Origin of the sequence: Shewanella algidipiscicola (assembly GCF_003605125.1) — a bacterium.
Lineage (GTDB): Bacteria > Pseudomonadota > Gammaproteobacteria > Enterobacterales > Shewanellaceae > Shewanella > Shewanella algidipiscicola.
The window spans coordinates 91,596-115,599 of sequence record NZ_QPQT01000008.1; the positions used below are offsets into that span (position 1 = coordinate 91,596).

General features: G+C 43.8%; 19 protein-coding genes. 5 read left to right on the forward strand and 14 right to left on the reverse strand.

Going from position 1 to position 24,004, the window contains the following annotated elements:
• Positions 1-43: 43 nt before the first annotated feature.
• The 13 genes from mobH to DVO77_RS10415 all read right to left on the reverse strand — a co-directional run bounded on the left by mobH (position 44) and on the right by DVO77_RS10415 (position 17,181).
• On the reverse strand, positions 44-2,194 hold the full coding sequence (gene mobH, locus DVO77_RS10355; protein WP_119978299.1) for a MobH family relaxase: 2,151 nt from the start codon (positions 2,192-2,194) through the stop codon (positions 44-46).
• Between the two features lie 116 nt (positions 2,195-2,310).
• Positions 2,311-3,024 (reverse strand): hypothetical protein, encoded by a 714-nt coding sequence (locus tag DVO77_RS10360; protein WP_119978300.1) that lies wholly within the window; start codon positions 3,022-3,024, stop codon positions 2,311-2,313.
• On the reverse strand, positions 3,025-4,215 hold the full coding sequence (locus DVO77_RS10365; RefSeq protein ID WP_119978301.1) for a nucleotidyltransferase domain-containing protein: 1,191 nt from the start codon (positions 4,213-4,215) through the stop codon (positions 3,025-3,027).
• Entirely contained in the window at positions 4,208-5,362 is a 1,155-nt protein-coding gene (locus DVO77_RS10370; protein WP_119978302.1) for an SAVED domain-containing protein, read from the reverse strand. Before DVO77_RS10370 ends, DVO77_RS10365 begins: the two co-directional genes overlap by 8 nt.
• A 9-nt stretch (positions 5,363-5,371) precedes the next feature.
• On the reverse strand, positions 5,372-5,740 hold the full coding sequence (locus tag DVO77_RS10375) for a metal-dependent hydrolase (RefSeq protein ID WP_011788464.1): 369 nt from the start codon (positions 5,738-5,740) through the stop codon (positions 5,372-5,374).
• Between the two features lie 305 nt (positions 5,741-6,045).
• A complete protein-coding gene (locus DVO77_RS10380) occupies positions 6,046-6,597 on the reverse strand; it encodes a MarR family transcriptional regulator (RefSeq protein ID WP_119978303.1) in 552 nt (183 codons plus the stop codon).
• A gap of 22 nt (positions 6,598-6,619) precedes the next feature.
• Positions 6,620-7,705, reverse strand: a complete 1,086-nt coding sequence (locus tag DVO77_RS10385) for an ATP-binding protein (protein WP_119978304.1) — start codon at positions 7,703-7,705, stop codon at positions 6,620-6,622.
• A 195-nt stretch (positions 7,706-7,900) separates the two neighbouring features.
• Positions 7,901-11,131 carry a DEAD/DEAH box helicase family protein gene (locus DVO77_RS10390; RefSeq protein WP_119978305.1) on the reverse strand — a complete coding sequence of 1,077 codons (3,231 nt, stop codon included), beginning with the start codon at positions 11,129-11,131 and terminating at the stop codon, positions 7,901-7,903.
• Positions 11,128-12,429: a restriction endonuclease subunit S gene (locus DVO77_RS10395; protein WP_119978306.1), complete on the reverse strand. Its 1,302-nt coding sequence runs from the start codon at positions 12,427-12,429 to the stop codon at positions 11,128-11,130. Before DVO77_RS10395 ends, DVO77_RS10390 begins: the two co-directional genes overlap by 4 nt.
• Positions 12,426-14,504, reverse strand: coding sequence for an HsdM family class I SAM-dependent methyltransferase (locus DVO77_RS10400; protein ID WP_119978307.1), 2,079 nt, complete (start codon positions 14,502-14,504; stop codon positions 12,426-12,428). Before DVO77_RS10400 ends, DVO77_RS10395 begins: the two co-directional genes overlap by 4 nt.
• 8 nt (positions 14,505-14,512) lie before the next feature.
• A complete protein-coding gene (locus DVO77_RS10405; protein WP_119978308.1) occupies positions 14,513-15,445 on the reverse strand; it encodes a WYL domain-containing protein in 933 nt (310 codons plus the stop codon).
• Positions 15,446-15,762: 317 nt separating this feature from the next.
• Positions 15,763-16,062 carry a hypothetical protein gene (locus DVO77_RS10410; protein WP_007105025.1) on the reverse strand — a complete coding sequence of 100 codons (300 nt, stop codon included), beginning with the start codon at positions 16,060-16,062 and terminating at the stop codon, positions 15,763-15,765.
• Between the two features lie 213 nt (positions 16,063-16,275).
• Positions 16,276-17,181, reverse strand: a complete 906-nt coding sequence (locus DVO77_RS10415; RefSeq protein ID WP_119978309.1) for a 3'-5' exonuclease — start codon at positions 17,179-17,181, stop codon at positions 16,276-16,278.
• 640 nt (positions 17,182-17,821) lie between these two features.
• On the opposite strand from DVO77_RS10415, the gene umuD reads away from it, so the two are divergent.
• The gene (gene umuD, locus DVO77_RS10420; protein WP_108479629.1) at positions 17,822-18,271 is read left to right on the forward strand and encodes a translesion error-prone DNA polymerase V autoproteolytic subunit; all 450 of its coding nucleotides are present in this window, start codon (positions 17,822-17,824) and stop codon (positions 18,269-18,271) included.
• Between the two features lie 7 nt (positions 18,272-18,278).
• On the forward strand, positions 18,279-19,547 hold the full coding sequence (gene umuC, locus DVO77_RS10425) for a translesion error-prone DNA polymerase V subunit UmuC (protein WP_119978310.1): 1,269 nt from the start codon (positions 18,279-18,281) through the stop codon (positions 19,545-19,547).
• A 10-nt stretch (positions 19,548-19,557) separates the two neighbouring features.
• Here umuC and mobI read toward each other — a convergent pair whose 3' ends face one another.
• On the reverse strand, positions 19,558-19,983 hold the full coding sequence (gene mobI, locus DVO77_RS10430) for a conjugative transfer protein MobI(A/C) (protein WP_428842892.1): 426 nt from the start codon (positions 19,981-19,983) through the stop codon (positions 19,558-19,560).
• Between the two features lie 482 nt (positions 19,984-20,465).
• Here mobI and DVO77_RS10435 point away from each other — a divergent pair, with 482 nt between their 5' ends.
• From DVO77_RS10435 to DVO77_RS10445, 3 genes are read left to right on the forward strand one after another with little or no spacing between them, the layout of a single operon-like run.
• Positions 20,466-21,440: a ParM/StbA family protein gene (locus tag DVO77_RS10435; RefSeq protein WP_025441391.1), complete on the forward strand. Its 975-nt coding sequence runs from the start codon at positions 20,466-20,468 to the stop codon at positions 21,438-21,440.
• A 2-nt stretch (positions 21,441-21,442) separates the two neighbouring features.
• Positions 21,443-21,712: a hypothetical protein gene (locus DVO77_RS10440; protein ID WP_119978312.1), complete on the forward strand. Its 270-nt coding sequence runs from the start codon at positions 21,443-21,445 to the stop codon at positions 21,710-21,712.
• 1 nt (position 21,713) lies between these two features.
• Positions 21,714-22,955 (forward strand): tyrosine-type recombinase/integrase, encoded by a 1,242-nt coding sequence (locus DVO77_RS10445; RefSeq protein WP_028870222.1) that lies wholly within the window; start codon positions 21,714-21,716, stop codon positions 22,953-22,955.
• The last annotated feature ends 1,049 nt before the right edge of the window (positions 22,956-24,004 follow it).

A 24,004-nucleotide genomic window follows, 5' to 3' on the forward strand; every position in this document is an offset into this window, starting at 1 on the left:
CTCCGCAAAATAACCGTTTGCAATCCACTTAATTTCAAATGGATTAACGTTTAGCGTGAGCGGTAAACAGAACCGTTTCCCCCTCATCAAACTGGCATTGGTCACTGGCCGAGATCCCCCGAAGCAGCTGTCCGGCTGGAATGCCATGCTCATTGGCGACTTGGCGTAAGGTTTGAATCGTGACGCGAATACCATCGGCACTATGATCCACGTCTGGGTAATCGCCATCGGTCAGTAAGATGGGCAAATCTTTCACAAAACTAACCATCTGTTGCCGCTGCGCGTGTTTGGGGTCTGTACTTGAGTTCGCATTGGCCGCAATCGGCTTTTGCTTACGCTCCGCTCTTGTGGCGGGCTCTTTTGCTTGGGCATTGGTTATATTAATTCGACTCGGACGCTGTGAAGCCTCTTTGTTCTGAATTGCTGTCACTGATTCTGCGTCTTGTTTGGAAAGGTCTATCAGTGCAGTTAGCCCTTTAGAAATCGATACCTTCAGCAGTAACCCTTGCTCCTGAACTCCATCATTTGTAGTCACAGTTCTGGCTTTACGCGTCGGGTTTGCCGGATCTAGTTCAAGCCAATCTAACCGACTGAGTTCAGCAAGCAGTTTTCGGGGTGCACACCAAGGTCTTACGGCATCGGGATAGCGGATCAGAAGCTGTTCACCAACCATAATCAACGCACTGCTGGCCTCTGGGAACCACGCCAAAGATTCAGGGAGATTCAATGCCTCTGCATCTTGCTGGTTTACGTTATTTGAGATGGCGCCATCATATGAATTGTTAGGCTTTTCGCATTCATCACCTGGGGCATTTTCAGTTGCCTGGGGGGTACTAACATCACTGGCATGACGAAGTTCATCATCTTTTTCGGACGGTTTTGTCGATGGCGACTCAGTCGAATTACTGAGTTCAATTGATGATGACGCTTCAGGTAAGTCTGGATGTTCACTGGAACGACTCTGAGGTTCTGCTTGTGTTTGCTGCGTTGCTTCCCACTCAGATTTGTTAAACAGTGTCACACCACTTGGTACATTCGAGCTGAACAATAAATCGGCCTCAGATATATGCAGCATGGGTAGCCAGATTGGCTTGCCGTCTTTGATCAGCACTTCAGGGGCAAAGCTTTCATATCGCTCATTTGAGGCGGATTTAGTGGCCAATCCTCGCTCAATGAGGATGTCCGCAAGGGTATCGGGATCTCTTGGAATGCCAGGTATCTTGTCTTTGGCCAACAGCTCAATGATTTCCTTAGCCGCGCTTTTCCAAACCAGGTAAAGATTGGTTGATTGATTCGATTTTCGTATCCAAACTCTGGCATCTCGCTGATTGACCAACCACTGGGAACTGGCAAGCAATCGCCTCATAGCATCAAGTAGATAGCGTTCGACTGGGACACCAAGGGCATTGTCGTCAACGGAAATTCGTTGAGCTTTCAGGTCTCGCTGTACACTGGTTTGGTCAGCTTCAATGACCAGTTTAGACAGGACATGCTCTGGATCGGTATTGCCAATTGCTTCCAGCATGGCTTGCAAAATTTCAGGGCCAGGTTGTGTTAACCAGGCGAGCAACTCAGGCGTCATCACCCGGTTTAAAACCAGAATTGAGAATTGCTCGTGCCGTTTGCACCGTCCGTCGCGCCAGCGAATGAAATAGCGTTCAATGCTGTTATTTGTGGTCCACTGGGATAAGGTTTCTAAAAAAGGGTTCCACTGATAGCGTCCATCTTCGTCTGTGATGGACAAGTCTGAAACAGGCTTACCAATATCATGGAACAAACCGCCAAGAGCCGCTGCAACACGCCACCTTGGCTCTAGCTCTTTTTTCTCAACCGGTGTGCCACTGGCAACAAAGATGATCCCTTCAGCAGCTTGTGCCGCCCAGAAAGCAACTTCCAACGAATGACGTAATAAACCACCAGCACCACTGTGATGATGATGCTCAGAAGCTGGCAACAAGTGAACATAGGACGCCAGATGATCAATGCAGGGTTGAATCAGCCTTTGAAAGTCACGCTGGTTAAAGCTAAGTACCTGGCGCAGTTTGGCAATTAGCTCGTCTTGTGTGGACTGCAAATCCTCAGGTGACGCAGCTGGCAACCCCTTCAGGAATGGCGGGTAGCGTGGGATTTCTGCATCCAGTTGAGATGACAGTTCTGGTAGTGCTTTGGCTTGAAAAAATAGGTTTTTGAACATAGTGAACCTCCGACACGATAGTGTGAAGGTTCAATCTGGCGTTGCCGGTTGATTAGACTCAAAAATCCGATATGTATTAACACATACGCCATAAAATGCTGAGGGAGCTTATTAAGCTAAGGCGTATTTCTACTTGGCCTTTTAGTTTTTTTCCCAACTCTCCTTTTGGGTTTTTCAATCGGTGTAAAAGCTTCTTGTAGGTGATCGCGAAACCATCGGCGGCGCTCAACTTGACGAAACTCGTTCAAGACAAACCGATAGTCACACGAGCCAAGACGATCACCACAACCACATGGACAAGGTAATTTATTTGCCTCACGCTTGCGCAAACCTAACGCTTTCAGTGCCCGTAGAACTGATGCTTTACCATTAACATTGAACAACTGAGAATAATCATCAATCAGGCCGTTCTCACCATGGTCCAGTTCGCCATAGGGAAAGTTGCCAAATTCAACCCTATGGGACACCGAATAAAGAAACCTGACAACAATCTTTTCGAAAAAGGTTGTCAATGACGAGTTGGTTTTCAAAATTGACTTAATTTTCAGGTCTGAGCCAAGACAAAATGATCCATCAGAGTAAGTATGGAAGTCCTGATTACGAGGAAAGTAACCAGCGGTATCAAACACCACTGGTAATGCCCTAGGATAATCACTTGGGCATACAATCCTTAGAGAAAATGTTCGCTCTATAAACCGACTTCCAGCTAGCTGTGCTTTTAACAGATACTCTCCCTGCAACTCAACCTTATCTGCATGGACATCTACTAATCTAATGTTCGGATAGGCCGAGAGAAAAGCCTCTAGGCCTACAGCCTTCCAGTGCTTCATCTATTGCTTAAACCATGGCTTTGGATCAGATGATTGAATTGCGAAAGTTGGTTTTGCCGTCACCGCAGGAATACCCAATAGACGTGCTACCAAACTTGAATCAAGCTTCAAATCCAAACCATTTTGCGCCGCATTTACTATTCGTTGCGTATCATCACTTGAGCAAAGAGCACTAAAATCAGCTCTAGCTTGATACAGCCATTTATAAAAGTTTTCTTGTAATCGGTATTGAGCAGATTTTTCGTCATACCACTTGTCTGCAAAATCTTCGGCTGGGTTGACTGGGTTCGGAATCATTGGCGCTTGTGCAGAAATATGGTCATCCATCTCGGAGAGCACCGTATTCAACGCTGAAGCCAAATCACTTTCACCTTTATACGATTTAGCCGCCAATGTAGTGATGATTACCGATATTGGCTTACTATCCTCATTGTTTTTAAACATAGTGTCACGATGACGCTTTAATAATTGGATAACCTGCTGTAAGGGTGTCTTCCATTGATAATATGGCAGACTATCTATACTGGCTTTAAATCGCATTTCACGTTCGTTTATTACTAACCGTGCCGTCTTCATGCGCGTTTCAAACCATCGAGCATATCCTTCAGGATTGCTGATACGCCAGTTTGCATTCACAACTGCATAAGTGAAATCTGTGTTGTCGGTAATCGAAACTGCAAGCTGAGACACGTTTTGAGCCAAGTTTTCATCAAACTTAGAGTTTTCGACCATCCGCTTTTTCAAAAGGCCTCTTCCTGTATCACTCTCTGGCACACACGGAACTATGTCCATGTGAAAGCTAAGCCCATCGGCATACTCTAAGCGCCAACAGCGTTTCTTCTCGGCTAGCTTTTCCTTAATTCCTCTGGCGTTTCGATAAAGCTCTAATTCATGACCCACTAGGTGCTTTAGTTGCTTTTGAGTGATAGACGTTTTATCCAGGCCACGCCGAAGATTGCACCCCATGTCTAGGTCATACTGTTCTTCTGAATCTGGCCTAATCGCCGTACCTAGACGAAAGGAACCTTGAGAAAACACGTGGGGATCAAAATTCACGCATGTTGACTCTGGGCGATGTAACCAATCACCTAGATCCTTATAGCGTTTTTCAGCCTTTTCATAAGCACTGTCTGGTAGCTCAATTTTTTCCAGAATTGTGTTTAGAACGTCGTTACTTTTAGTATTACTCATGTAGATCTCCTCGAAGCTCGACTGCCATTACGAATTGTTGTGTTTTTATGTCGTGGTCATAAATAAGCCATGGCATATCAGCCTTAGGCATTCTGGCCCGTCCTAATTCGACGGCACACGATACTGGCATCACAGGAAAAATTTGCAGTGGCGTGGCAGCCCCGTGTGTATTTTTGATTTCAACAATCAGCTTTCTTATGCACTTTCTGAACAAGGAGAGCTGCTGTTTTGACTGCATGAAATCATTATGAGGGTGCTTGATAGTCACTTCCCAAATCGATGTATCTGGCCCTATAACCCGAGTAATTCGCTCATGCGACACATGGTCACTCAAAGAAAGTACCAGGGCTGGCTTTCCCTCCATATTTTGAGGTCTGTTGATGATGTACTCAAAATCATCTGAACAGTCTTGCCAAAACCAGCCTTTAGGCTCTCGATGCAGCTGATAAGTCTCGACCTCAATTTTGTCGGTAAGCAAAGCGCCAAGTTTTATTAACAATGGTTGAGGAGCTAACGCGAACAATGAAAAATGCTTACAAGAATCCTCTTCGATGATCGATGAGATTTTACTTTGAAAACGTTTCGTTAAGTGTTGCGACTCTGCTTGCCAATATTGCTCAGAGTGATCTTTCAGCTCTGATACCATGGATAGGGTCACTGGCTTTTCAGTTGCCGGATACCAATTCGGAAACATTGCCTCAACACAACCGTGATAATTTATCGGTGATCTTTCAGTTCCAATATTGGCACCATATAAAACAACATTTGATTTGCGATCAGGAGCAATGCCTGTGAGTATTTCTATACGTTGCTCATGCTGCATTTTCCAACTAATCAAGAGATCGGCTGGATACCTGTCCTCGCTGCCTTTCTGATCAATTTTTTTGTGACAGTCATAGCACATCAACATGAGGTTGCTGACGTCATTCAAGCTGGTTGGCTTCGTTTTAAAGAGTCCCCAACCACGAGGCCCATTCTCAGAAAATGCGTAAATATGAGCATTTTGAGAGACATTGACCGATTCCTGGGTCACCGCTGATTTGTATAGCAACTTATTACACCCGCTAAACTGACAACGAGCAGCGGCACGAGCCCAAAGTTCTCGCTCAACTTTACGGTCTATGGGTCTTGTGACTTTAGCGACCATTCAAAACTCCTATAGTTTGCCAATTAACGGAAGTGAGCGCGGTGTTGTCGCATCACAGAGCAAATGGCTTACATAAGCACATCCGGCAATTAGTCCCAGCCCGCGAAGACACTTATCAATTGCCTCCTCCGGTTGCCACTCATACAAATGTTTGAGACCAACACCTAGTGCAGTTAACACCAATAGACTGTGGCAAAACTGGCGATGGTGAGGGTTACCCAAAGAGGGTTCCAAAATATCTGGAAGCTTGCCAAATAGAGAGCCAACCGTAATGGCAGTTACAGGATGGTGACTGACAGCTTGTTTTTTGTTGTCCGCCAAGGCAACGGTTAAACCAACCGCAGCCCCGACGACCAAATGGGTTTTACCATTAGCCAAACTATTTCTCCTTCCTGACACCTTTAAAAGGTGTTTTGTCGGATGTCTTTACATCCATGAATCGACCAGTATCAGCATCTCGCTTTACCCAATGTCCGCTTGGCGTCTGAGTCTGAGATCTACCTTTAACGGCACCGTTTCTGTGTCCGTCACCTGATGGGGGATTTGTAGCCATAAAGCCTCCTATTCTGCTTAACTTAATCACATTTATCAGATATTAATAAAAAAGATCCGAAGGATCTGATTAAAGAATAAACATTAATTCTGATTAACGCAAGCAGATTAACCAGAAAATCAAAAAAAAACTACAAAATTGATCGGTAGACAAATTCCAGTCCACCTGACTCTGCCACTTCTTTTTGACCTAACACAAGACCTGTCGCATGAAGCTTCTTCAATCGACCACTGGCATTCTGTGCTGAAATGTCAAAGTGCTTAGATACATGTGACGAAGTCACTGTCTTTTTTGCAATAACAAAATCTAGAAGCTCTTTGACAGTCGCACTAAGTTTCACACCGAGCACTTCGTAACCGCTATCGTTCTTGACTAGAAGAGGTTGATCCTTGGCTGTAGCGCCATAAGACCAATTGTCCAGAAGGTCACGACTCGGTACATTAGAAAGGTAAAAACCTTTTTCTCCTTTTAATGCTTTAGCCAACGAGATTATACTTTCACGAGGAAATGAAGCATCAGTGAATCGAATCCCTTCCAAGCTGATAGCAAAAATATCGCATGATGGGTGACCATCAACGATCTTTTTAATCTTCACATAGGCTTCACTACCTTCATCGTTACCAAAGGCATGGTCAGAACCTACGACTTCTGAAAGAAGAATTTTATGAGTTAACTGTTTCATCTGCTTAAGTTGACACTATTTATCAGAAATTGTCAACATAGAAGTCAAAACAGATATGGGTTCCTGTGATAGGGACCAACCCTCGATCTTCAGAAACATTGATGAGTTGACCCTTCGAGTATTCCAAAGCCAATGAGAAAGTTAGCTGCCTAATTACAATGATAACTTTCTCTTTGCTAGCGTGCTCTCGACTACTCTTAAAGCCTAGCCCCCGGCCTTTACCAAAGCGACTAACCTCACCAGATGTAAATGCTTTTTGAACAAGCGCAATGTCATTCTCAACAGTTTCCGCTGAAAACTGTGCGTACAACTTCGGATGTTCACTTTGTAATGTTGTTCTCAAGGTAGCGGCAATACCTAAACCAGAGTCGGATATGACTGTTTGAATATGCTTTGGTTTATTATACGGTCGATATACTTGCAGACCTGCTAGCCCCGGTATTTTGGATTCACTGTGGTCAGTAACGTTGCCTACAAGCTCTGAAAAAACAGTCTTAGCCGCTAAGAAATAGCTAGCTGAAGAATGCTCAACAAACCTGTCGCCCAAACGAATTACAAGCTCCTTGTTTTGGGTTGGCTGTGCAATTTCTCCTAGTTCGACCAAGGTATCGCTATTATCCCGATAAGTTTTAGCAGCTGACATCGCGGGCCTTTCAGGGAAACAAGTTACACTTTGATTAAGATAATCAAAGAAGCCATTTCTGCTAAAAAAACTGTGTGTATTAGGACATGCTGTAGTATCTATCACCACATCCTTCCCAATAGCAGTGAGCTGATTCGCGAGAGCAAGAAAACGGGCCAATGCTATCAGCAAAAACTTACAATCGATGCCGAATCTAAATGTTATCTTGTTTGCATCTTTTTGATACGCAAGCTTACCGATAGCACTCTCAAAGGCTTTCTCATCAATCCAACCTGTACCGAAATCAATTTCCACATGCTGAGCCCGTATCAAGCACCATTCATGATTTGAGTTTTTCACAAACGTATCCTGGTTTTTGTGAAGAAACGAGTTCACTTGAGACTTATCCAGCCCCAGCTCCTTGGCAATTTGACGTCCTTTCAGTCCTGGTGACTCATCTAATAACTCTGAGATTGCCTTCAGCAAACCATCACTCCTCTCTACCTAAATACCAACCATTCGCTGCATACTTGCTTGAAGTAGAGGTGTCATCAATTTATCAAATGTAACCACTTATTATCTCCTTTGTCGTTTATATGCTAGAAAAAGAGCACTATCTTTTTTATAGACGCCCAATTACCAAATTTGATCATGGCAAGCTCAACTAAATGAAGTAATAAATTAGTCTTGCTCTCTGAGCATCAGCTCAAAATCATCACAAAGTTTATCAACCAAATCTTCAGTCTCTTTAAAGAAATAGTCACCGACTTTGGAACGATAGAGCGCACGATACTTACGGTAAATTTTTGAAAAATCATCATAGATTTCATTTTCTGAAACATGCGACTTAATCTTAACGATCAATCGCTCACCTTCAGTAGAGCTGTTTACATAGTTGAAGAAGTCAGAAATTTTTGATTCGAATTCCAGAATGAGTGAGCCGATTTTCTCTTCCTGATCGTTGCGTGCAGCAATAATCGCTAAAATGTCATATTGCCCACCAGGTCCTGGAGGTGCTCCGGTTGCGACTTCTGTTGGTTTCTTTTTCTTCTTTTTAGGTTCTTCTGCAATTACTTCAACCATGCCTATTTGGTTGTCAAAATACACTTCAATAGGGTCTTTGACGTCATCGCTTCGATGAACCATGTTATATAGGGTGTTGAATTTACGCCAAAAAAATAGAAAGCTTGGTTCGCTATACTTGGCATCCAAGGCTATTACAAATTCAATGCGATTTAATATCGTAAAATATTGTGCTGCTTTAGCCTTGGTATCTGCTGTGCGCTGAGGGTTCGCTTCAATGTATTTTTTAAGACTGCTTTCAAAATCAAGATAGGATTCAGGCTGATCTCGTTTGACAGGGTCCCTATAAATTCCCATAAACACATTGAAAAACTTATCGTACGTATCAGACTTGTTGAGCTCAGCAAGGAGAATATCGAGAACCTTTTTATCTCCGAAAGGATCAAAGTCGCTGACAACAACATCAGAGAAATGCTCAAACGCATCTTTGATGTTCTGAACGTTTACATTGTTATAAGAGAAATCAACAATTTTACAATCGTTTTTATACTTGGCCGTTCTGTTAACACGTGAAATCGTTTGTATAGCGCTAATACCACGAATTTCTTTATCCAAAAACAGCGTATGCAGTTTTTTCTCGTCAAACCCTGTCTGAAGCTTGGCGACAACGATGATTAAGCCATTTTTCTTTAAGGCAAAGTTCTCCAATACTTTTTCTTCAGATAGGCCTTCATTCAAGCCCGTAGCACTTTGCTCGTCCTGATTGCTCGAATATACAATATGAATTGGAGCCTCTGCATACTTCTCATATTTAGGAAGCTTAACCAACTCGTTAAAATATTTAGTGACGGCTTCCTTGTAAGCGATGGCCGATTTAATGGAATACACGGCAAGCATGGCTTTACCAGTACCACGTATTTGGCGGTAAACATCTTTTACCAGAAGGTCGGCAACATACTTGGATATTGCGTCAATACGTTCTCGGTTCTCATACACCTGCTTTTTCTGAGCATCTTTAAACTCCTTCTCTGTGAAACCTTCGAGTGGATTTGAAGGCAAATCAAATAGCATTTTAGATGCCACAGGGACAATATTTTTAAGTGGATTGAGGATGAAGCCATCTTCTATCGCTTCTTTCATGGTAAAGCTATCAAATGGCCGCCACAGCTTTTCGCTTTCTGCATAGCCGCTAAATTCACCAAAACGTGCCAGCGTGTGATCATCCGGTGTAGCGGTGAAACCGACAATTAAGTTCTTCTTCGTCGCCTTTCCAGCATAGGCTTCGCCATCAAAAGGACTTTGCAATTCGTCGAAGATACTGACCATTTCTTCATGTTGATCACCACTATTAGAGCGATGTATCTCATCGATGAGAAAAACGATACGCATTTTGGCAAGCTTTGCTAAAACACTCGCATCCATCATCTCTTTAACTGCGCCGAACTTCTGTAAGTTAACAATCACAATTCGGCTATCAGAGGCTAAAGCATTTTGAAAGGTTTTCTTGTTCGTAGCTTCAACCACCAAACGCTTATCAATATTCATGTTAAGCATTAGTGAGTCTATCTGGCTACGCAGCTGCAATCGGTCAACGACTATCATGACCTTATCGTACACGTACTGCATATTGCCATTTTCGTCTGGACGCCGAAGGTCTTTTAGTTGTAGTGCCGACCAACCGATAATATTTGACTTACCAAAGCCTGCTGCATATTGCATTAATAACGAATAAACGTTTTTGTTATTCGAATAGGCTTTACGCTTTTGAAGGAGTTCAGCTTTTTTAGCCTCACTAACACCAACTAGTTGCTTCTCAAGGAGATTGTCAAAATAATTAGGGTCTTGCTCATGGTCTAAAAATTCATCAATCTTAGCCATGATTTTATCTGTACCAAACTTCTGTTTTGGCCTCGGCGAAATTAAGAATCCCGGCTCATTCTTAACCTCTTTAATGCCTTTTTTGACGTGCACGTCGCGTTCAATAAAGTTGTAGTATAGGATTTCTTTCTCAACCATGAACTTACTATAAAGAGCATTGAATAACTCTTTTAGCTTAGACTTTTTATCAGCATCAGGTTTAAGTAGAGGATATAGCTTAAATACGCTATGCGCCTTTTTTTCTATCTCTTCTCTGTCAAACTTGCCTTCACGACAAGTTGTGAGTATTTCATCGAAATAGTCTGCAATGGTGCGAATAACATAGGTTTCACCAATATCTGTTGTGGTGATATGTATAGCCTTTTCGAATATCTTTAAAAAGTCTTTGCGCAACGCAAGCTTTTCATTTTCACTCAACATATCATTACTATCGATATGTTGGTGATAGGCTTTAACCGCTTCAAAGTAGTCTTTTATTACCTTGCCACGCCCGTTTTTACTAGCGTTTTGGCTGGTATAGTTACTTTTCAGTTCGCTATAACCCAGATAGATACCATTTACAAAAAGCACGATATCAGGGCGGAATGAGAATATCTGCTCGCCCTGAAACTTAAACTTATAAGGCAGCTCCTGTACAACCGAAAATATATTCTGCTCAAATAACTTGTTGCCGTGAATGACACTATCACTTGGGTAGAACAGGTGCAGCTTTACGCCTTGCAGGGTAATCGACTTATTTGCATTAATAAACAAAGCCATATTACGGCTACTGCCGATGCGCTCTTGAATCAGCTCTATAAGCTCTTTAAGTAATAGGTTTTTGTCACCCTTATACTTTTTTAGCAGCGTATCATAAGCCTTTTTATTGAGATCAGTGTCGCTGATAAAAGCTTCTAAATCCTCCTCGATAACTAAAGAGTTGGTCACCGTGTTAGCCTTGACTTCATTGTAGCCAATATCATTGGTAAAAAAAGGTATTAAGAACTTGTCTTGTAAGTGTAATTCGTTCATTCCGCCACCTCATTAGAGCTTACTTCAGTGACTCTTATGCAACCCAAAATAGCATCATTTATAATTGCAATTTTTAACTCTTTAATACGTGCAATTTGTTCATCAAGGTTACCTTTAATGTTTTCAATATTCCCAACTTTATCCTTTAAATATCTGCCGATTTCAACTTGCTCGCTATATGGTGGCAATCCAACTTCTAGATTATCAAAATCTGACTTTAAAATGTGTTGCATTGTACTGCCGTGAGCAAATGTTTTTAATCTCTCAGAAGAGTACATGAGCATGTAATACATCCAGTAACGGTCAATATCATGCTTATGAGTTACTTTAAAAATATGTTGATTTAATAGCGCTTTAGGTCCTCTATATATAAACGGATAAATTAAAGTTGACCAAGAAAAAACTAAATCACCATTAGAAAGAATATTATCCCTTTTAATTTTCTTTGACTCCGGCGAGCAATACTCCTTTACTTCTGAAGAGTTTGTTAGCTGCTGTATTTTTATAATTGGCAAACCTTTGTCGCATATATCGTCTTTAAAAGCTCCTCCATTTGTACTGGAGGAAATATCTTTTACTCGACAAACTCTCCAACTTCTTGGTATTTCACCAATCCATTCGACATCGCTGCATTTCATTTCCCTATCATCTTTTAGCCCTCGTGAAATAGCGTACCTGATGACTGCGTTCTTTAGTTTTTCGTATGCTGCTATCTTGTTTTTTAAGATTTCTATTTTTCTATCCAAAAGCGATATTTTACTATCTATGTAATTACATATTTTTTTTTGTTCCAATAAGGTCGGGGATGGAACAGTGATAGAACCAAGCTTGTCAAAATATAGTCGCAAGCGCATATCCATAATGCCGCGTGAATTTTTACGAAATATTTTTTTTGCTGTTTCAGTCCTGAATAAATAAGAAAAGTATCTGGGATCGATATCTGATTTAACTTGTCTCAAAACATCATAGGCAGGGCTGGTAACACCATCATATTCAGACAACCCCACAGATCCCATCCATGCCAAAAGTTTGTTAACAACAATATCGTTCTTTCTGACAATCCAATATCCATCGGTCGAGCTGGCTTTGTTACCTCTGGCTTCCAAATCTTTACGTGGCTTGACCCCAATGCCTGCATATAGCGAAAGCAGCTCATAATCATTGTCTGCTGATGCAGCGTCTGTAACTAACCTAAAAAGATCTTTTACGCGCTTTTCTTGCCACTCACTAGGGATTGTGTCGGACCATTCGCCTTCGGCGTTTTTATACGAATCATAGGTTTCTGAATGCAACTTCATAGTGCGATAGCCTCATCCAGTTGTTTTAACTCTTCCTCTAGTGCTGCGATTTCTTTTAAAACATCTTCAACACTGTGTTGCGCCTCTGGCTTGAAGAAAACTTTGTTAAAACTAATTTCTACGCCAATTACATTTTCAAGATATTCAAACGGTTTACTGATGTATTTCGCCATAAAGGCTTCAATAGATTGCTGATTAAGCACAGAATCTTTGTTAAATGGAATAACTTCGTAGTCTTTTTGATAATCAGGAGTCAACTCAACAGTAATTTCAATTCGTTCCGGTAGTTTTTTTGTGGCTTTCTTGAGTGCAGCCTTAATGATAATTTTCCCGCATCCTAATGCTTGAGTAGTCCCTGTTTTACGATCTTCTTTGATTAGGGTTTCTTGCTCGTCATTGTAATAGTAGGTGCTTGAATTGGTCGTAACTTTAAGCGGCTGTTCTTTATAATTAAGGCCTGAAACAAATGGTTTGATATCTTGTTCAAAATACTCGAATAAAGAACTATAAGATTCTCTACTATATTCTGTAATAGAAAATTCTGTAAGCTCTCTCTCTCCGTCAGTTAAAGACGTAACCGCTAGCGGCTTGGAGGAAGCTCTCTTCATTTCGCCAGTTTTTTTATCTTCTTTCATTGGCAGCTGCGATTCAAAACTTAACCCGTTTTGATCTACATTGGTAAGCATGATCGCTTGTTTGTTGAAGTAGAAGTGTTCCTTTTCAAAGACCTTGGTAAATTCATTATCTTGATATTCAAGCAGTGCTTGTACTATCTCGGCTCTTTGCTCTTCGGCTACTTCGCGCTTCTTCGAACCTTTACTTTTCTTGAGTTCTGTCCACTTTTCACTGGCATTAATCAGCAATACTTTATCTTCAGATTTTGGATCTCTATTTTTGTTTAGCACCCAAAGGTAGGTGTGAATACCGGTGTTGAAAAACTCATCTGTTGGAAGCTGAATAACGGCCTCGACTAGTTTGCTCTCCAACATCCACTTTCGGATGTTACTTTCAGCCGAACCAGCATCGCCACTAAATAATGTAGAACCATTATGAACAACAACGCCTATACCATTGGCATCCAATTTTGATATTAAGTGCTGCATAAAGAGCAACTGACCATCAGAGATGGATGGCAAGAATTTGAAACGTTCGGTTTTGTCGTTTTGAATGTCTTTAGCGTAACCGGACCAACTTACACCATAGGGTGGGTTAGCAATAACCACGTCAAACTCTTCGTTGTCGAATTTATCATCGACCAAAGTGTTGCCGTGTTCGATTTTTGAATCTGGGCGAAAACGACTTTCGATCTTTGCTAGTGCATAGAGCGAGTCATTCCAATCTTGCCCATACGTTTGAGTTAGGCGTTTGAATTTTTTATTTATGCGATCTTCAACGCCAAATAGCATGTTGCCGCCACCGCAGGTGCAGTCATAGATTTTTAGTAGCTTGTCGGACTCTTCTATTTTCGAAGCGACAATATCACTGATAAGTGCAATTACATCATCAGGGGTGTACTGCTCCCCGGCGGTTTCTGCTGAGATGTCAGCCCATTTACGTTTGATATGCTCTTCTAGTGTGGTGATCTCAGAGTTATTAAAAGGCTTGAGGTCAATTTCAGCCCAAAGTTTGGTATAGCCAAGCAATACCTTTTTTGCTTTGAGTTTGGCTATTACGCCTCGTATATCGAGAAACTTTTCGCCTTCAACGGCATCTACGCCAAGCAGGTCTTTCGTTTCACCATCAAAGCCATGAAGGTAGGCATCGAAGTCGATATCAAAAGATTTGTCGTTTTTACAAATATCGGATAAAGATTGGTTTTTCTCAAAAATGAAGATGTTGTAGCCTTGGCCTTTATCTTTGATGAGATCATAGAGATCTTCTTGTTGAATCTCTTTAAATGCTTCTTCGCCTATTTCTGCCTTTAGTTCATCAAACATCCGTATAAGCCGGCTTTCAATCATCACAAGAGCAAAGAAAGGCATCATGAACGAAGGCCATTCTGATTCTTTAATACCACTACCACGTAGAAGGTCAGCAGTTGCCCAAATTTTTGATTCGTATTGTAAAATATTCATGTTCTTCCCTATGCTGTGACGCTATCGAAACCAGGCGCAATCGCAAGGTTACCGACACCGTATAAAGTTTGATAATTTTTTAGCCATAAATAGAATTCGGGTGTTTTTAGCAGAGCCTCTTTAGAGCAATCAACATTCCAAAGCCGAAGCAAATACCCAGCGGTTGCCGCTCTAATCTCAACCTTTAGAACGCCACCCGTCATACCATAGTCCAGCTCAATCGCTTCGCTATGTTCTATGCGTGGGTGCGGCACCAACTCCAGCTCTACAAAGCGATTCCATTGCCTGTCCTGAGTTTCGAGCTCCGTTTCAGACAACGTAGAGTCTTCAAGCACAACCGCTGCTTTAATTCGGGTCAGTACAAAGTCTCTGAATTCACCATGTTTGCGGTCAAAACCACGAACATGCCAACGCAGGCCATTGTCCACCAGCGTATGCGGTACAATTTCACGCGTGGTTTCACCGCTCGATAACGACACATAGGTGATGCTCAAGGCTTTGCCTTTGTGTATGGCCTCGGTGACTTTCGCTACTATCGATAAACTCGGCTTATTTAGGTGATAAGGCGCTTCACAAGCCAGAGGTGGTTTTACCTTTCCAGTGAAGCCATCACCGTACCCTTGGCTAATGGTCGCCAGTGTTCTCACAACGTCATAGTCGAACAAGGGCTCAAAAGCTTCACCACGCTTATGCAACTTGAGCTTTTGGTCATACTCAATGTTGCCTGGTGCAAGCTCTCGGTACATTGTGAAGTCTTTCGTTGCTTGTGCGGCCGCTATGCTGAAGCGATCGACTAAATCCGCCCGCACCGCTTCGCCCTTAAACAATAAGGTGAAATCGATGTGGGCAATGCGATCCCTGGTTGCTTGTGGCAACTGCGCTATCTGCGAAAGCCTATCTGGCTTCGCCACTACCGTTTGTTTCAGACCATCATTTGTCATGCGTCTTGTTTATCCAATTCAACCAGATTCTTAAAACTCTGTTTATAAAATACGGTCAGACATCGCTTAATCACATTGAACGGCATGGCACATGGCTGCTCTTTGTCCGCAATGACTAATCAATCTCTATTGGTTGAAGCTGAACAGATAGCCATAAAACACTGAATAGGCTTCAACCTAATTAATTTTATTAGGTGTCATCCTATCACAAATTATTTTGTAGGGAAGACTAAGCGGCAACTTTTTGATCTGGATTGCAATTGCCGCTCAGGTATGGGCGTGAAGGCCTTGTTTTGTGTCATTGCTGATAGCCGCTATCAATGAGCCACCCGAACCAGTGGCACCACGATGTTACCGCGATGAGATACCCCTTTGTCCGTCTCTGTAGACATCAGGACTCGTTGCTCACTCTCCCGAATGCGCCTGGCAACTTCTGCCTGGGCTGGTAGCAATGGCAGCATCCCTTCAGCAATCGCGTCCGGTGCAGACTCTTGGCCACAGGACATCAAATGCTTCCATGGATCTTTAAGAAAGCGCTCAAACGTGATGCCAAATTCAATGATGCGGGCAGAGACGAAGATTTCGCCCCAGTATTCAATGTAGGTGTCTTGGTACATGGAAAGATTCCTCTTGTTGGTTATATACCCTGCCTACTTGCAGCCGCAGCGGTGTTACCTGCATTCGCTCACCCCAATCACATAGAAGATCTATGCTCATGGGCATTCGCTCACTTGCCGCCTAGCTGCAACACCAAGTAGTTTGGGTATAACGTAAGTTCACTTTCCATTTTCCAGAGGTTTTCAAATATGCAAGGCTTACCTTGTAGAGAGCTACAAAGCTTTAAATCGATTACGGGCATCTTTGTAGTCATAGTGGGCATGTTCTGAGCCACGATGATACAAATCATCCAGGTAAGTTTGTTCCTGCGGCAACTCGTCTTCGCTGATTTCGCGCCACCAATGCTTGTTGGCACCTTTAACGCCGTCATGCCAACGGTAACCACGTTCTTTTAAATAGTCCTTTACGTCAAACGGCGCACCAAACGCACGAACTAACACAGTTCGCCTGTCTGCTTCAGACAACAAGTTTGCAACGGACTCGGGCAACAAATGGAACAACCAGGCCATCGCCAAACAATCGGTTGCGGCTCGGTGTCCTTCATAAAACCAACCTAAGCGAAGCAGCAGGTACTCAAGCTTTCGACTTTCAAAACCCAGCGCCTTCCAATCTATGCCACTGGCTGAACAGGCCCAAGATAGATGGCCTAATGCAGCAAACCGCTTTTCAAAGAAAGGACGATCAAACTGTGCATTGTGTGCAACCACCAGCGGATCATCGGATAACCAACTCGCTACCAGTGAATCATCAATGCGCTGGCCTCGCACCATGTCATCGGTAATACCGGTTAACTCTGTAATCAGCTCGGGGATTGGCTTGCCGGGATCTTCATACAAACTGATCACATCAACAATCGACACAATCCGCTTAGCCGAGGGACTGTAAAGCACCTTAACCATACCAAGCTCAATAATGGACTCGTCATCGGCAGACAGTCCGGTTGTCTCTGTATCGAGCAGCACCATTGGCTGTTCATCACCGACCACAGGATATAATTCAAGTGGCCAGGACTGCGGCTCACGCGTTAATGGAATACGCTCCAGCAATCTAAAATCTTCTGGTCTGTCTGGGATATCCGCGAGGCGCTCTAGCGGAAATGGCGCAGGGGCTCTTGTCATTGATGGTTCCTCTTCAATTCTATTGTTCGCTTTAGGTTATTTCACTGTGCCACAGGTTTTTCAAAATGCACCTTGAATACCTCTGCGTTTTTTTAATCTTTCTATTGGTTGAACCCATGTATGAAGGCTTTGGCTAAGCCTTTCAGAAAGCCTTAGCTAAACCGTTTAGGTAACCCTTACCGATACCCTTTACGTATGGCTTAGCCAATCCCTTTTCAAACGGTTGCAAAAGGCTTTAACTGAGTTCGACTGAGCATTTTAATGATGCTCCTGACTTCGCTTTAAGCCAGTAAATTCAATACGAAGCAGAATTTTACTAACTGTTTTTAAACCCTTTGCAAAGGGTTCAACAAGCCTTGTCTGACGGTTACTTGACCCATGCGTTAACCAGTAGCAGTAACAGGATCAGTAACAGAAACAAGAGCAGTAGGCAGAAGCAGTATTGTCCAAGCCTTGCAGGCTTTGACGAGGGCGATCGATCCCCCACATCAAGCTTTTCAACACAAAAAATAAATCACCGACAACACAACGTCTTACTCGAACAACTACAGTTTTACCTACAATTTTACTTGTAGAAATCAGCATAGCATTAGATACTGTATAAACAAACAGTATCAATTATGATTTTTCGAGGTTCGTCATGAGTGTCTCGCTGATAGGCCGTAGCGGCGCACTTGCCTTCATCAAAGCCAAGCGCCTTCGTATCCCATTGTTCATGGAACGTGTTTCTGCTGGTTTTCCCTCACCAGCGCAGGATTATGTTGAGCAAACGCTCGACCTTAACGAGCTGTGCATCAAGCGACCGGCTGCAACGTTCTTTGTGCGTGTTGAAGGTGATTCAATGATTGATGCCGGGATTCACCCAGATGATATTCTGGTGGTTGATCGCTCTGTCCAAGCAGAACACGGTGACATTGTCATCGCGGGAATCCATGGTGAACTCACGGTAAAGGAGCTTCAACTAAGACCGTGCGTCATGCTGATCCCAAGAAACCCGGCGTATGAGCCCATTCATATTCCTGAAGGGGCAGAGTTAGAGATATTTGGTGTGGTCACCAATGTGGTGCGAAACATGCGCCGCAAGTCGTGACTATCCCATGCCTGTATTTGCCTTGGTGGACTGCAACAATTTTTACGCCAGTTGTGAGAAGCTGTTTCGTCCTGATTTAAAAGATACGCCGGTTGTGGTGCTGTCCAATAACGACGGCTGCGTGGTTGCACGGTCGCGTGAAGCTAAGTTACTCGGTATTAAAATGGGCGTACCCGTCTTTCAAATCAAAGCTGAAATGCAGCGCAATGGTATTTTGGCATTCTCGTCTAACTATGCGCTGTATGCAGATTTAAGCAGTCGAGTGATGCGCACTTTGGAAGAGATGGCACCACGAGTAGAGGTTTACTCCATTGACGAAGCGTTTTTGGATTTAACCGGTATTGAGTCTGTCCTATCCCTTGTCGAGTTCGGACAACAAGTGCGAGAGCGCATAGGCCACTGGATTGGGATCACCGTTTGTGTAGGCATTGCACCGACTAAAACACTCGCCAAACTGGCCAACCATGCCGCCAAGAAATACCCTGCCACTCAAGGAGTTGTAGATCTAACTAATCCAGATCGGCAACGTCGATTGCTCGCATTAGTCCCGGTTGATGATGTTTGGGGCGTTGGTAGACGGCTTTCAACGCGATTAAATGCTCTGGGTATCACCACAGCCCTAGACCTCGCCAATGCCTCTCCTAGAGCCATCAGAGAACAGTTCTCGGTGGTTTTAGAGAGAACTGTCAGAGAGCTCAATGGTGAGTCGTGTATTGAACTTGAAGAGATCCCGCCAACTAAGAAACAAATCGTCTGTAGCCGTTCATTTGGCGTAAAAGTAACGCAATTTGAATTGTTACGTGAGGCCGTATGCGAATACGCAACCCGCGCCACTGAAAAGCTACGCAAAGAACAGCAGCAAGCCAAAGTGATGACCGTGTTCATACGAACCAGCCCCTTTAAGGACAACGAGCCGCAGTACAGCAACTCCGCATCGGGCGAGTTGTTGATACCCAGTTGTGATACGCGGGATTTTATTGAGCTGGCCAATCACTTACTCAAGCGGATTTGGAAGGATGGTTTTCGTTATGCCAAAGCGGGTGTCATGCTGTCTGACTTTTACGATCCTGGCATGTTTCAACCAGGACTATTCGATGACGTATCGACCCGCTCTAATAGCCAGCAGTTAATGTCTGTATTGGACACCATTAACCAAAGCGGTGCCGGAAAGGTTTTCTTTGCTGGACAAGGTACGAAGAAAGATTGGTCGATGAAGCGAGAGCATTTGTCTCCCGCCTACACAACACGCTGGGACCAGTTACCACGAGTGAAGTAGACCCGGTGATTTAATAGGCATTCACTCTGCGACGCAGCATGTTGAGCTTATCAACCTGGCGTCGAACATCACTGAAGAATTCTTCTTTCTCCATGGCCAGCGCTAGCTCCCATTCTTTGGCTAGACCTTGGCAGTCCAAAAATGCGTATCTCAGCTTCGTCTTTGAAATACGCAGCCCCTTGCTAAAGACCACGCGTTTGCCTCGTTGACCGTGAAAACTGTTGATGTACCACTCTATGCCAAAGCCATACTTAAAGTCTCTGATACGGACACCAAGCAGACCCCAGTCTTTAAAGGGCGCATTCTCGCGAACCTTGTAATGGGTAACCCAAAAGTCATCAACTTCAGCTCGTGCCAGCGCTTTTAGCCTGTCCGTTTCTTGCTGAAGTAAATCTGATACCTCTGCTTTCCATTGTTCATTGACGATTTCTACCAAACCAATTTCCCCATCCAATTAACCCCAAAAGCCAAAACCACTATCCGTTTGGCTTTTGGATCGAAACGCCAAACGTAAAACTGCGGTAACAATCACTGTTTGGCGTCTCGATATAAATCAACTCGCGCAATCCCATACCTGACAAGGGATACAGCCCGATTTCACTTAAAAACGCCTAAAAAGACGTATCACCATGAAGATACAAACCGTTTGGCAAGTTCAGGCCAAAATGCAAACGACGTTTGGCGTCTCGATTTTTTTAGCTCAGGCATCCGCCGCCAAACAGAGCCTATTCTCATACTTTTGCGAAAATGCAATAGGCAGATAGATGAAAGGATTTGTCACCTTTCTGCCCACCGCCAGTGCACCGAATCCTGATAATGACATTTGAGTGAACCGCCAGAGCACTTGGAAATGCCCAAGCGTGAACAGCGCGGTTGATTGAAAACCGTTAGAGCACTTTGCGTGCACAGGAGATAAGTATGTTTGTACTAGGCGTAGATATCGGTTACTCGAACCTGAAGCTGGCAATTGGCCAATCAGGCAGTGAACCGAAAACCATTATTTTGCCTGCGGGTGCCGGTCCTGCTGATCGTATGCCAGAGCGTATCGGTGGAGGCGATGATGACACTTGTTTGTATGTATCTGTCGATAATGAGCGTTGGGCCGCTGGTGTGCCTGCTGGACGCCTTCAAGGCTGGGAACGAGAGCTTCACCCGGAATATCCCACCACAAAAACCTATAAGGCGCTTTTTCATGCCGCCTTGTTAATGGCTGAAACAGAATCCATCGATTTGGTTGTCACTGGATTACCGGTTTCCCAGTTTCATGAACCACAACGTAAGTCTGACCTTGTGCAGCGTTTAAAAGGTGTCCATCAAGTGACGCCTAAGCGCAGCATCACCGTTCATGACGTCAAAGTGCTGCCGCAGCCTGCCGGTGCCTATATGGATCTGGTTCAAACAGGTGGAGATTTGGGCTTGATTGAAGAAGGTCGCGTCGTCGTTATAGACCCTGGCTTCTTTTCTGTTGACTGGGTTGCCCTTGAGGCCGGAGAAATTCGCTACAGCTCATCAGGAACCAGTCTTCAGGCAATGTCCGTGCTACTGGAAACGATTGATAAGCTGATTTCGGAAGATCATGGTGCCAAAGTGGGTATGGATCGACTTGAAAAAGCCATGAGAACCGGCGACTTGCAGGTGCTGCTATTTGGAGAAAAAGTCGATATTTCACCTTATCTGAATGCTGCCATGAAAAAGGTAGCGCCTGTTGCTCTTACAGCCATGCGCCAATCCATGCGTGACGAAAGCATCAATGCGGACTTGGTGTTGATCGCCGGAGGTGGTGCCTTGGCTTATAAGGAAGCGGCCAAAGAGATTTTTTCACGAAGCAAGATCATCGTGCCGGAACAGTCTGTTTTGGCGAACGTCCGAGGCTTCTGGTTTTATGGGGCCTGATCATGAGAGTTGTCGTCAACATTCCCCCAGGGAGCCACCCTGAACTGCTCAAAGAATTAGAAAAGACGCCGCCACGGGAACGCGCTGAGCGTCTGCGGATGCTGGCCACCTTTGGGTTAATTCACATGAGCCAACCCAATCTATCCACGGCATCTGTACCGGTGGATGGCCTTGCACCAGATGGTGAAGTGACTTCTATGAGTACAGCGCCAGAACCCAAAGCAGAATCACGTAAACAATCATTAAAATCAAAACTAGGGCTGGGCTTATAACATGGCGTTATCAGTTAGCTGGCTCGATGCCAGGTTAAATAAAGAAGCAAAAGAAACCGTAGTAAAAGCCGACCGAGATGGGCTAAGTGCTCGGGTATCGCCCAAGGGCAAAATTGTTTTTCAGTTTCGTTATCGGTTTGATGGCAAGCAACAGCGGGTAGACATTGGTACTTACCCACTTATGAAGCTTGCTGAAGCTAGGAATGAGCTGGATAGGTTAAGGGCGGTACTTGATCAGGGCAGAAACCCCAAGCTCTACCTACAGCAGGAACGGGCTAAGTATTCTGCTAATCAAAGCTTCGAATCGATTTTTCGAGACTGGATAGACTCTGCCGGTAAGCAAGGGCTAAAGGAGAAAACGTGGCACTACCAAAAACGCAGCAGTGAAATATATTTGCTGCCCCGACTTGGCAAGTACCCATTAACTGACATCAATGAATTGTCCTTGCGAAACTGTCTTCGTGAGGTTTCTGAATCGTCTCCGTCAAACACAGAGCGCCTAGTGTCTGTACTGCATAAGTTCTATGACTGGCTGATTGATGAACAGATCTTAGAAATTAACGCTGCTGCTGGGATCACAGCGAAGAAGGTTGGCGGTAAGAAAGGCAAACGAACTAGGGTGCTAAATGACAACGAGATCAGGATACTTTGGCGCTATTTGCATGAATCAAAAATCACTGAGAAGAATCGCATCTACATAAAATTGCTTCTGCTATTGGGCGGTCGCAAGGGCGAACTCATTCAAGCTGAAAAGCATCACTTTGATTTGCAATCTGCAATGTGGACAGTGCCTATAGAGATCCGTAAACAAGGAGAGAAAATTGGAGCGCCGATCATGCGGCCATTGATTAAACCTGCTATCGAGCTGATTGAGCTGGCGATGCAGATGAGCAAATCAACTTACTTGTTTCCCGCGAACGGACAAGAAGAGCTTGCCACAAATGGCTTTGATACCACTATTCCTAACAATGTGAAAATCTGGGCTCGCAGGTCGCTTGGTGTTGAGATGGAGCATTGGTCTATGCATGATCTTCGCAGAACGATGCGAACACGAATGTCGGCCATCACGACGCAAGAAGTTGCCGAGTTGATGATTGGCCACAGCAAAAAAGGGTTGGATGCTATCTACAACCAATATCAGTACCTGGATGAAATGCGTCATGCTTACGACGTTTGGTATCAACAGCTAGAGACCATCATCGAGCCGACAGGCTTTCCGTTCAACTGGCGTTTCGGACAGTAAAAGAAAGAGGCTCAGTCCTCTTTCTTCTCATACTCTTCCAAGTCTTCAATGTGCCACAGCTTATTTCGCGTATTTCGGTTGATACGAGGTTGCGGCAAGCTGCCATCTTTAATTCTTCGCCAGAGCGTCGTATAGCTAATGTGGTAACGAGCCATAACTTCGTAAGATGTTAGAAAAGGGGTTACCTGGTGCGCTACTGCTGTCATCTGCATTCTCCTGAAAATCAATGTAAAGCTATCATCGCCTGATTCATCACTTGTTGATGGTCAGAAAGATGCATGATTTGTTCAGAAGATCAGCCTTATCAAAACACAAATGTTGCTATTAGGTACTTTTCAGCTCAAACCTATGAATAACAAGGGCTACAAGGCGGTTTGTGTCATGAATAGCAATCAACACGCCTAACGAGAAAAATTTGTACACACTGTTTGTACACTCGCAACGATGACACACCAAAAACCACAATGACGAACCCTTTAAATTCATAAGCTTATAAACAAAAAACTAGAGATGATCGCAATTATTCCGCTTTTGTAATGTCGAAACCAAAGTACCAAAAGCAGGAGGTACTTTCTGCATCAAACCCAGTAACCACAAGGCCTACAGCCAGATTTGTGTCATGAAATTTTCGCCAAAGGCCTCTAAAACGGAATTTGTACTCAAGTTTGTACACACTTTCCGAGGTTACGCTTGAACATCATTGAAAAGCAAAGAAACGAGAAAAAGACAAAAAGCCTTTAAATTCAGTACGTAGAGATGTGATTGTGGTGTGCAATGAAAGGTGGTTTTAAGCGTTGAAAGGCTGGGCGGCATCAGGGTGAGAGATAATAGCGAATGTTCTTCGCTTATTGATTTCGTTAAGGAAAGTCTGGTCAGCCATTAAAAGTTCTTTTTTAGTTGGTACACGAACCGAGCACGCGTTACTGTAACCCATGGGGCGACTGCGTTAACCAATTCGTTAGGTGAATAATCATTGGCGCCTATTTTCACCGATTTAGGCGTTATAAACAATCAATGCGGTGCAGATAGATTGGGCTTTTTTACTAAAA

Excerpts from the sequence above, each read along its gene's own strand:
- mobH (WP_119978299.1), bottom strand. The coding sequence starts at position 2,194 with ATGTTCAAAAACCTATTTTTTCAAGCCAAAGCACTACCAGAACTGTCA.
- DVO77_RS10360 (WP_119978300.1), bottom strand. The coding sequence starts at position 3,024 with ATGAAGCACTGGAAGGCTGTAGGCCTAGAGGCTTTTCTCTCGGCCTAT.
- DVO77_RS10365 (WP_119978301.1), bottom strand. The coding sequence starts at position 4,215 with ATGAGTAATACTAAAAGTAACGACGTTCTAAACACAATTCTGGAAAAA.
- DVO77_RS10370 (WP_119978302.1), bottom strand. The coding sequence starts at position 5,362 with ATGGTCGCTAAAGTCACAAGACCCATAGACCGTAAAGTTGAGCGAGAA.
- DVO77_RS10380 (WP_119978303.1), bottom strand. The coding sequence starts at position 6,597 with ATGAAACAGTTAACTCATAAAATTCTTCTTTCAGAAGTCGTAGGTTCT.
- DVO77_RS10390 (WP_119978305.1), bottom strand. The coding sequence starts at position 11,131 with ATGAACGAATTACACTTACAAGACAAGTTCTTAATACCTTTTTTTACC.
- DVO77_RS10395 (WP_119978306.1), bottom strand. The coding sequence starts at position 12,429 with ATGAAGTTGCATTCAGAAACCTATGATTCGTATAAAAACGCCGAAGGC.
- DVO77_RS10400 (WP_119978307.1), bottom strand. The coding sequence starts at position 14,504 with ATGAATATTTTACAATACGAATCAAAAATTTGGGCAACTGCTGACCTT.
- DVO77_RS10405 (WP_119978308.1), bottom strand. The coding sequence starts at position 15,445 with ATGACAAATGATGGTCTGAAACAAACGGTAGTGGCGAAGCCAGATAGG.
- DVO77_RS10410 (WP_007105025.1), bottom strand. The coding sequence starts at position 16,062 with ATGTACCAAGACACCTACATTGAATACTGGGGCGAAATCTTCGTCTCT.
- DVO77_RS10415 (WP_119978309.1), bottom strand. The coding sequence starts at position 17,181 with ATGACAAGAGCCCCTGCGCCATTTCCGCTAGAGCGCCTCGCGGATATC.
- umuD (WP_108479629.1), top strand. The coding sequence starts at position 17,822 with ATGAGTGTCTCGCTGATAGGCCGTAGCGGCGCACTTGCCTTCATCAAA.
- umuC (WP_119978310.1), top strand. The coding sequence starts at position 18,279 with ATGCCTGTATTTGCCTTGGTGGACTGCAACAATTTTTACGCCAGTTGT.
- DVO77_RS10435 (WP_025441391.1), top strand. The coding sequence starts at position 20,466 with ATGTTTGTACTAGGCGTAGATATCGGTTACTCGAACCTGAAGCTGGCA.
- DVO77_RS10440 (WP_119978312.1), top strand. The coding sequence starts at position 21,443 with ATGAGAGTTGTCGTCAACATTCCCCCAGGGAGCCACCCTGAACTGCTC.
- DVO77_RS10445 (WP_028870222.1), top strand. The coding sequence starts at position 21,714 with ATGGCGTTATCAGTTAGCTGGCTCGATGCCAGGTTAAATAAAGAAGCA.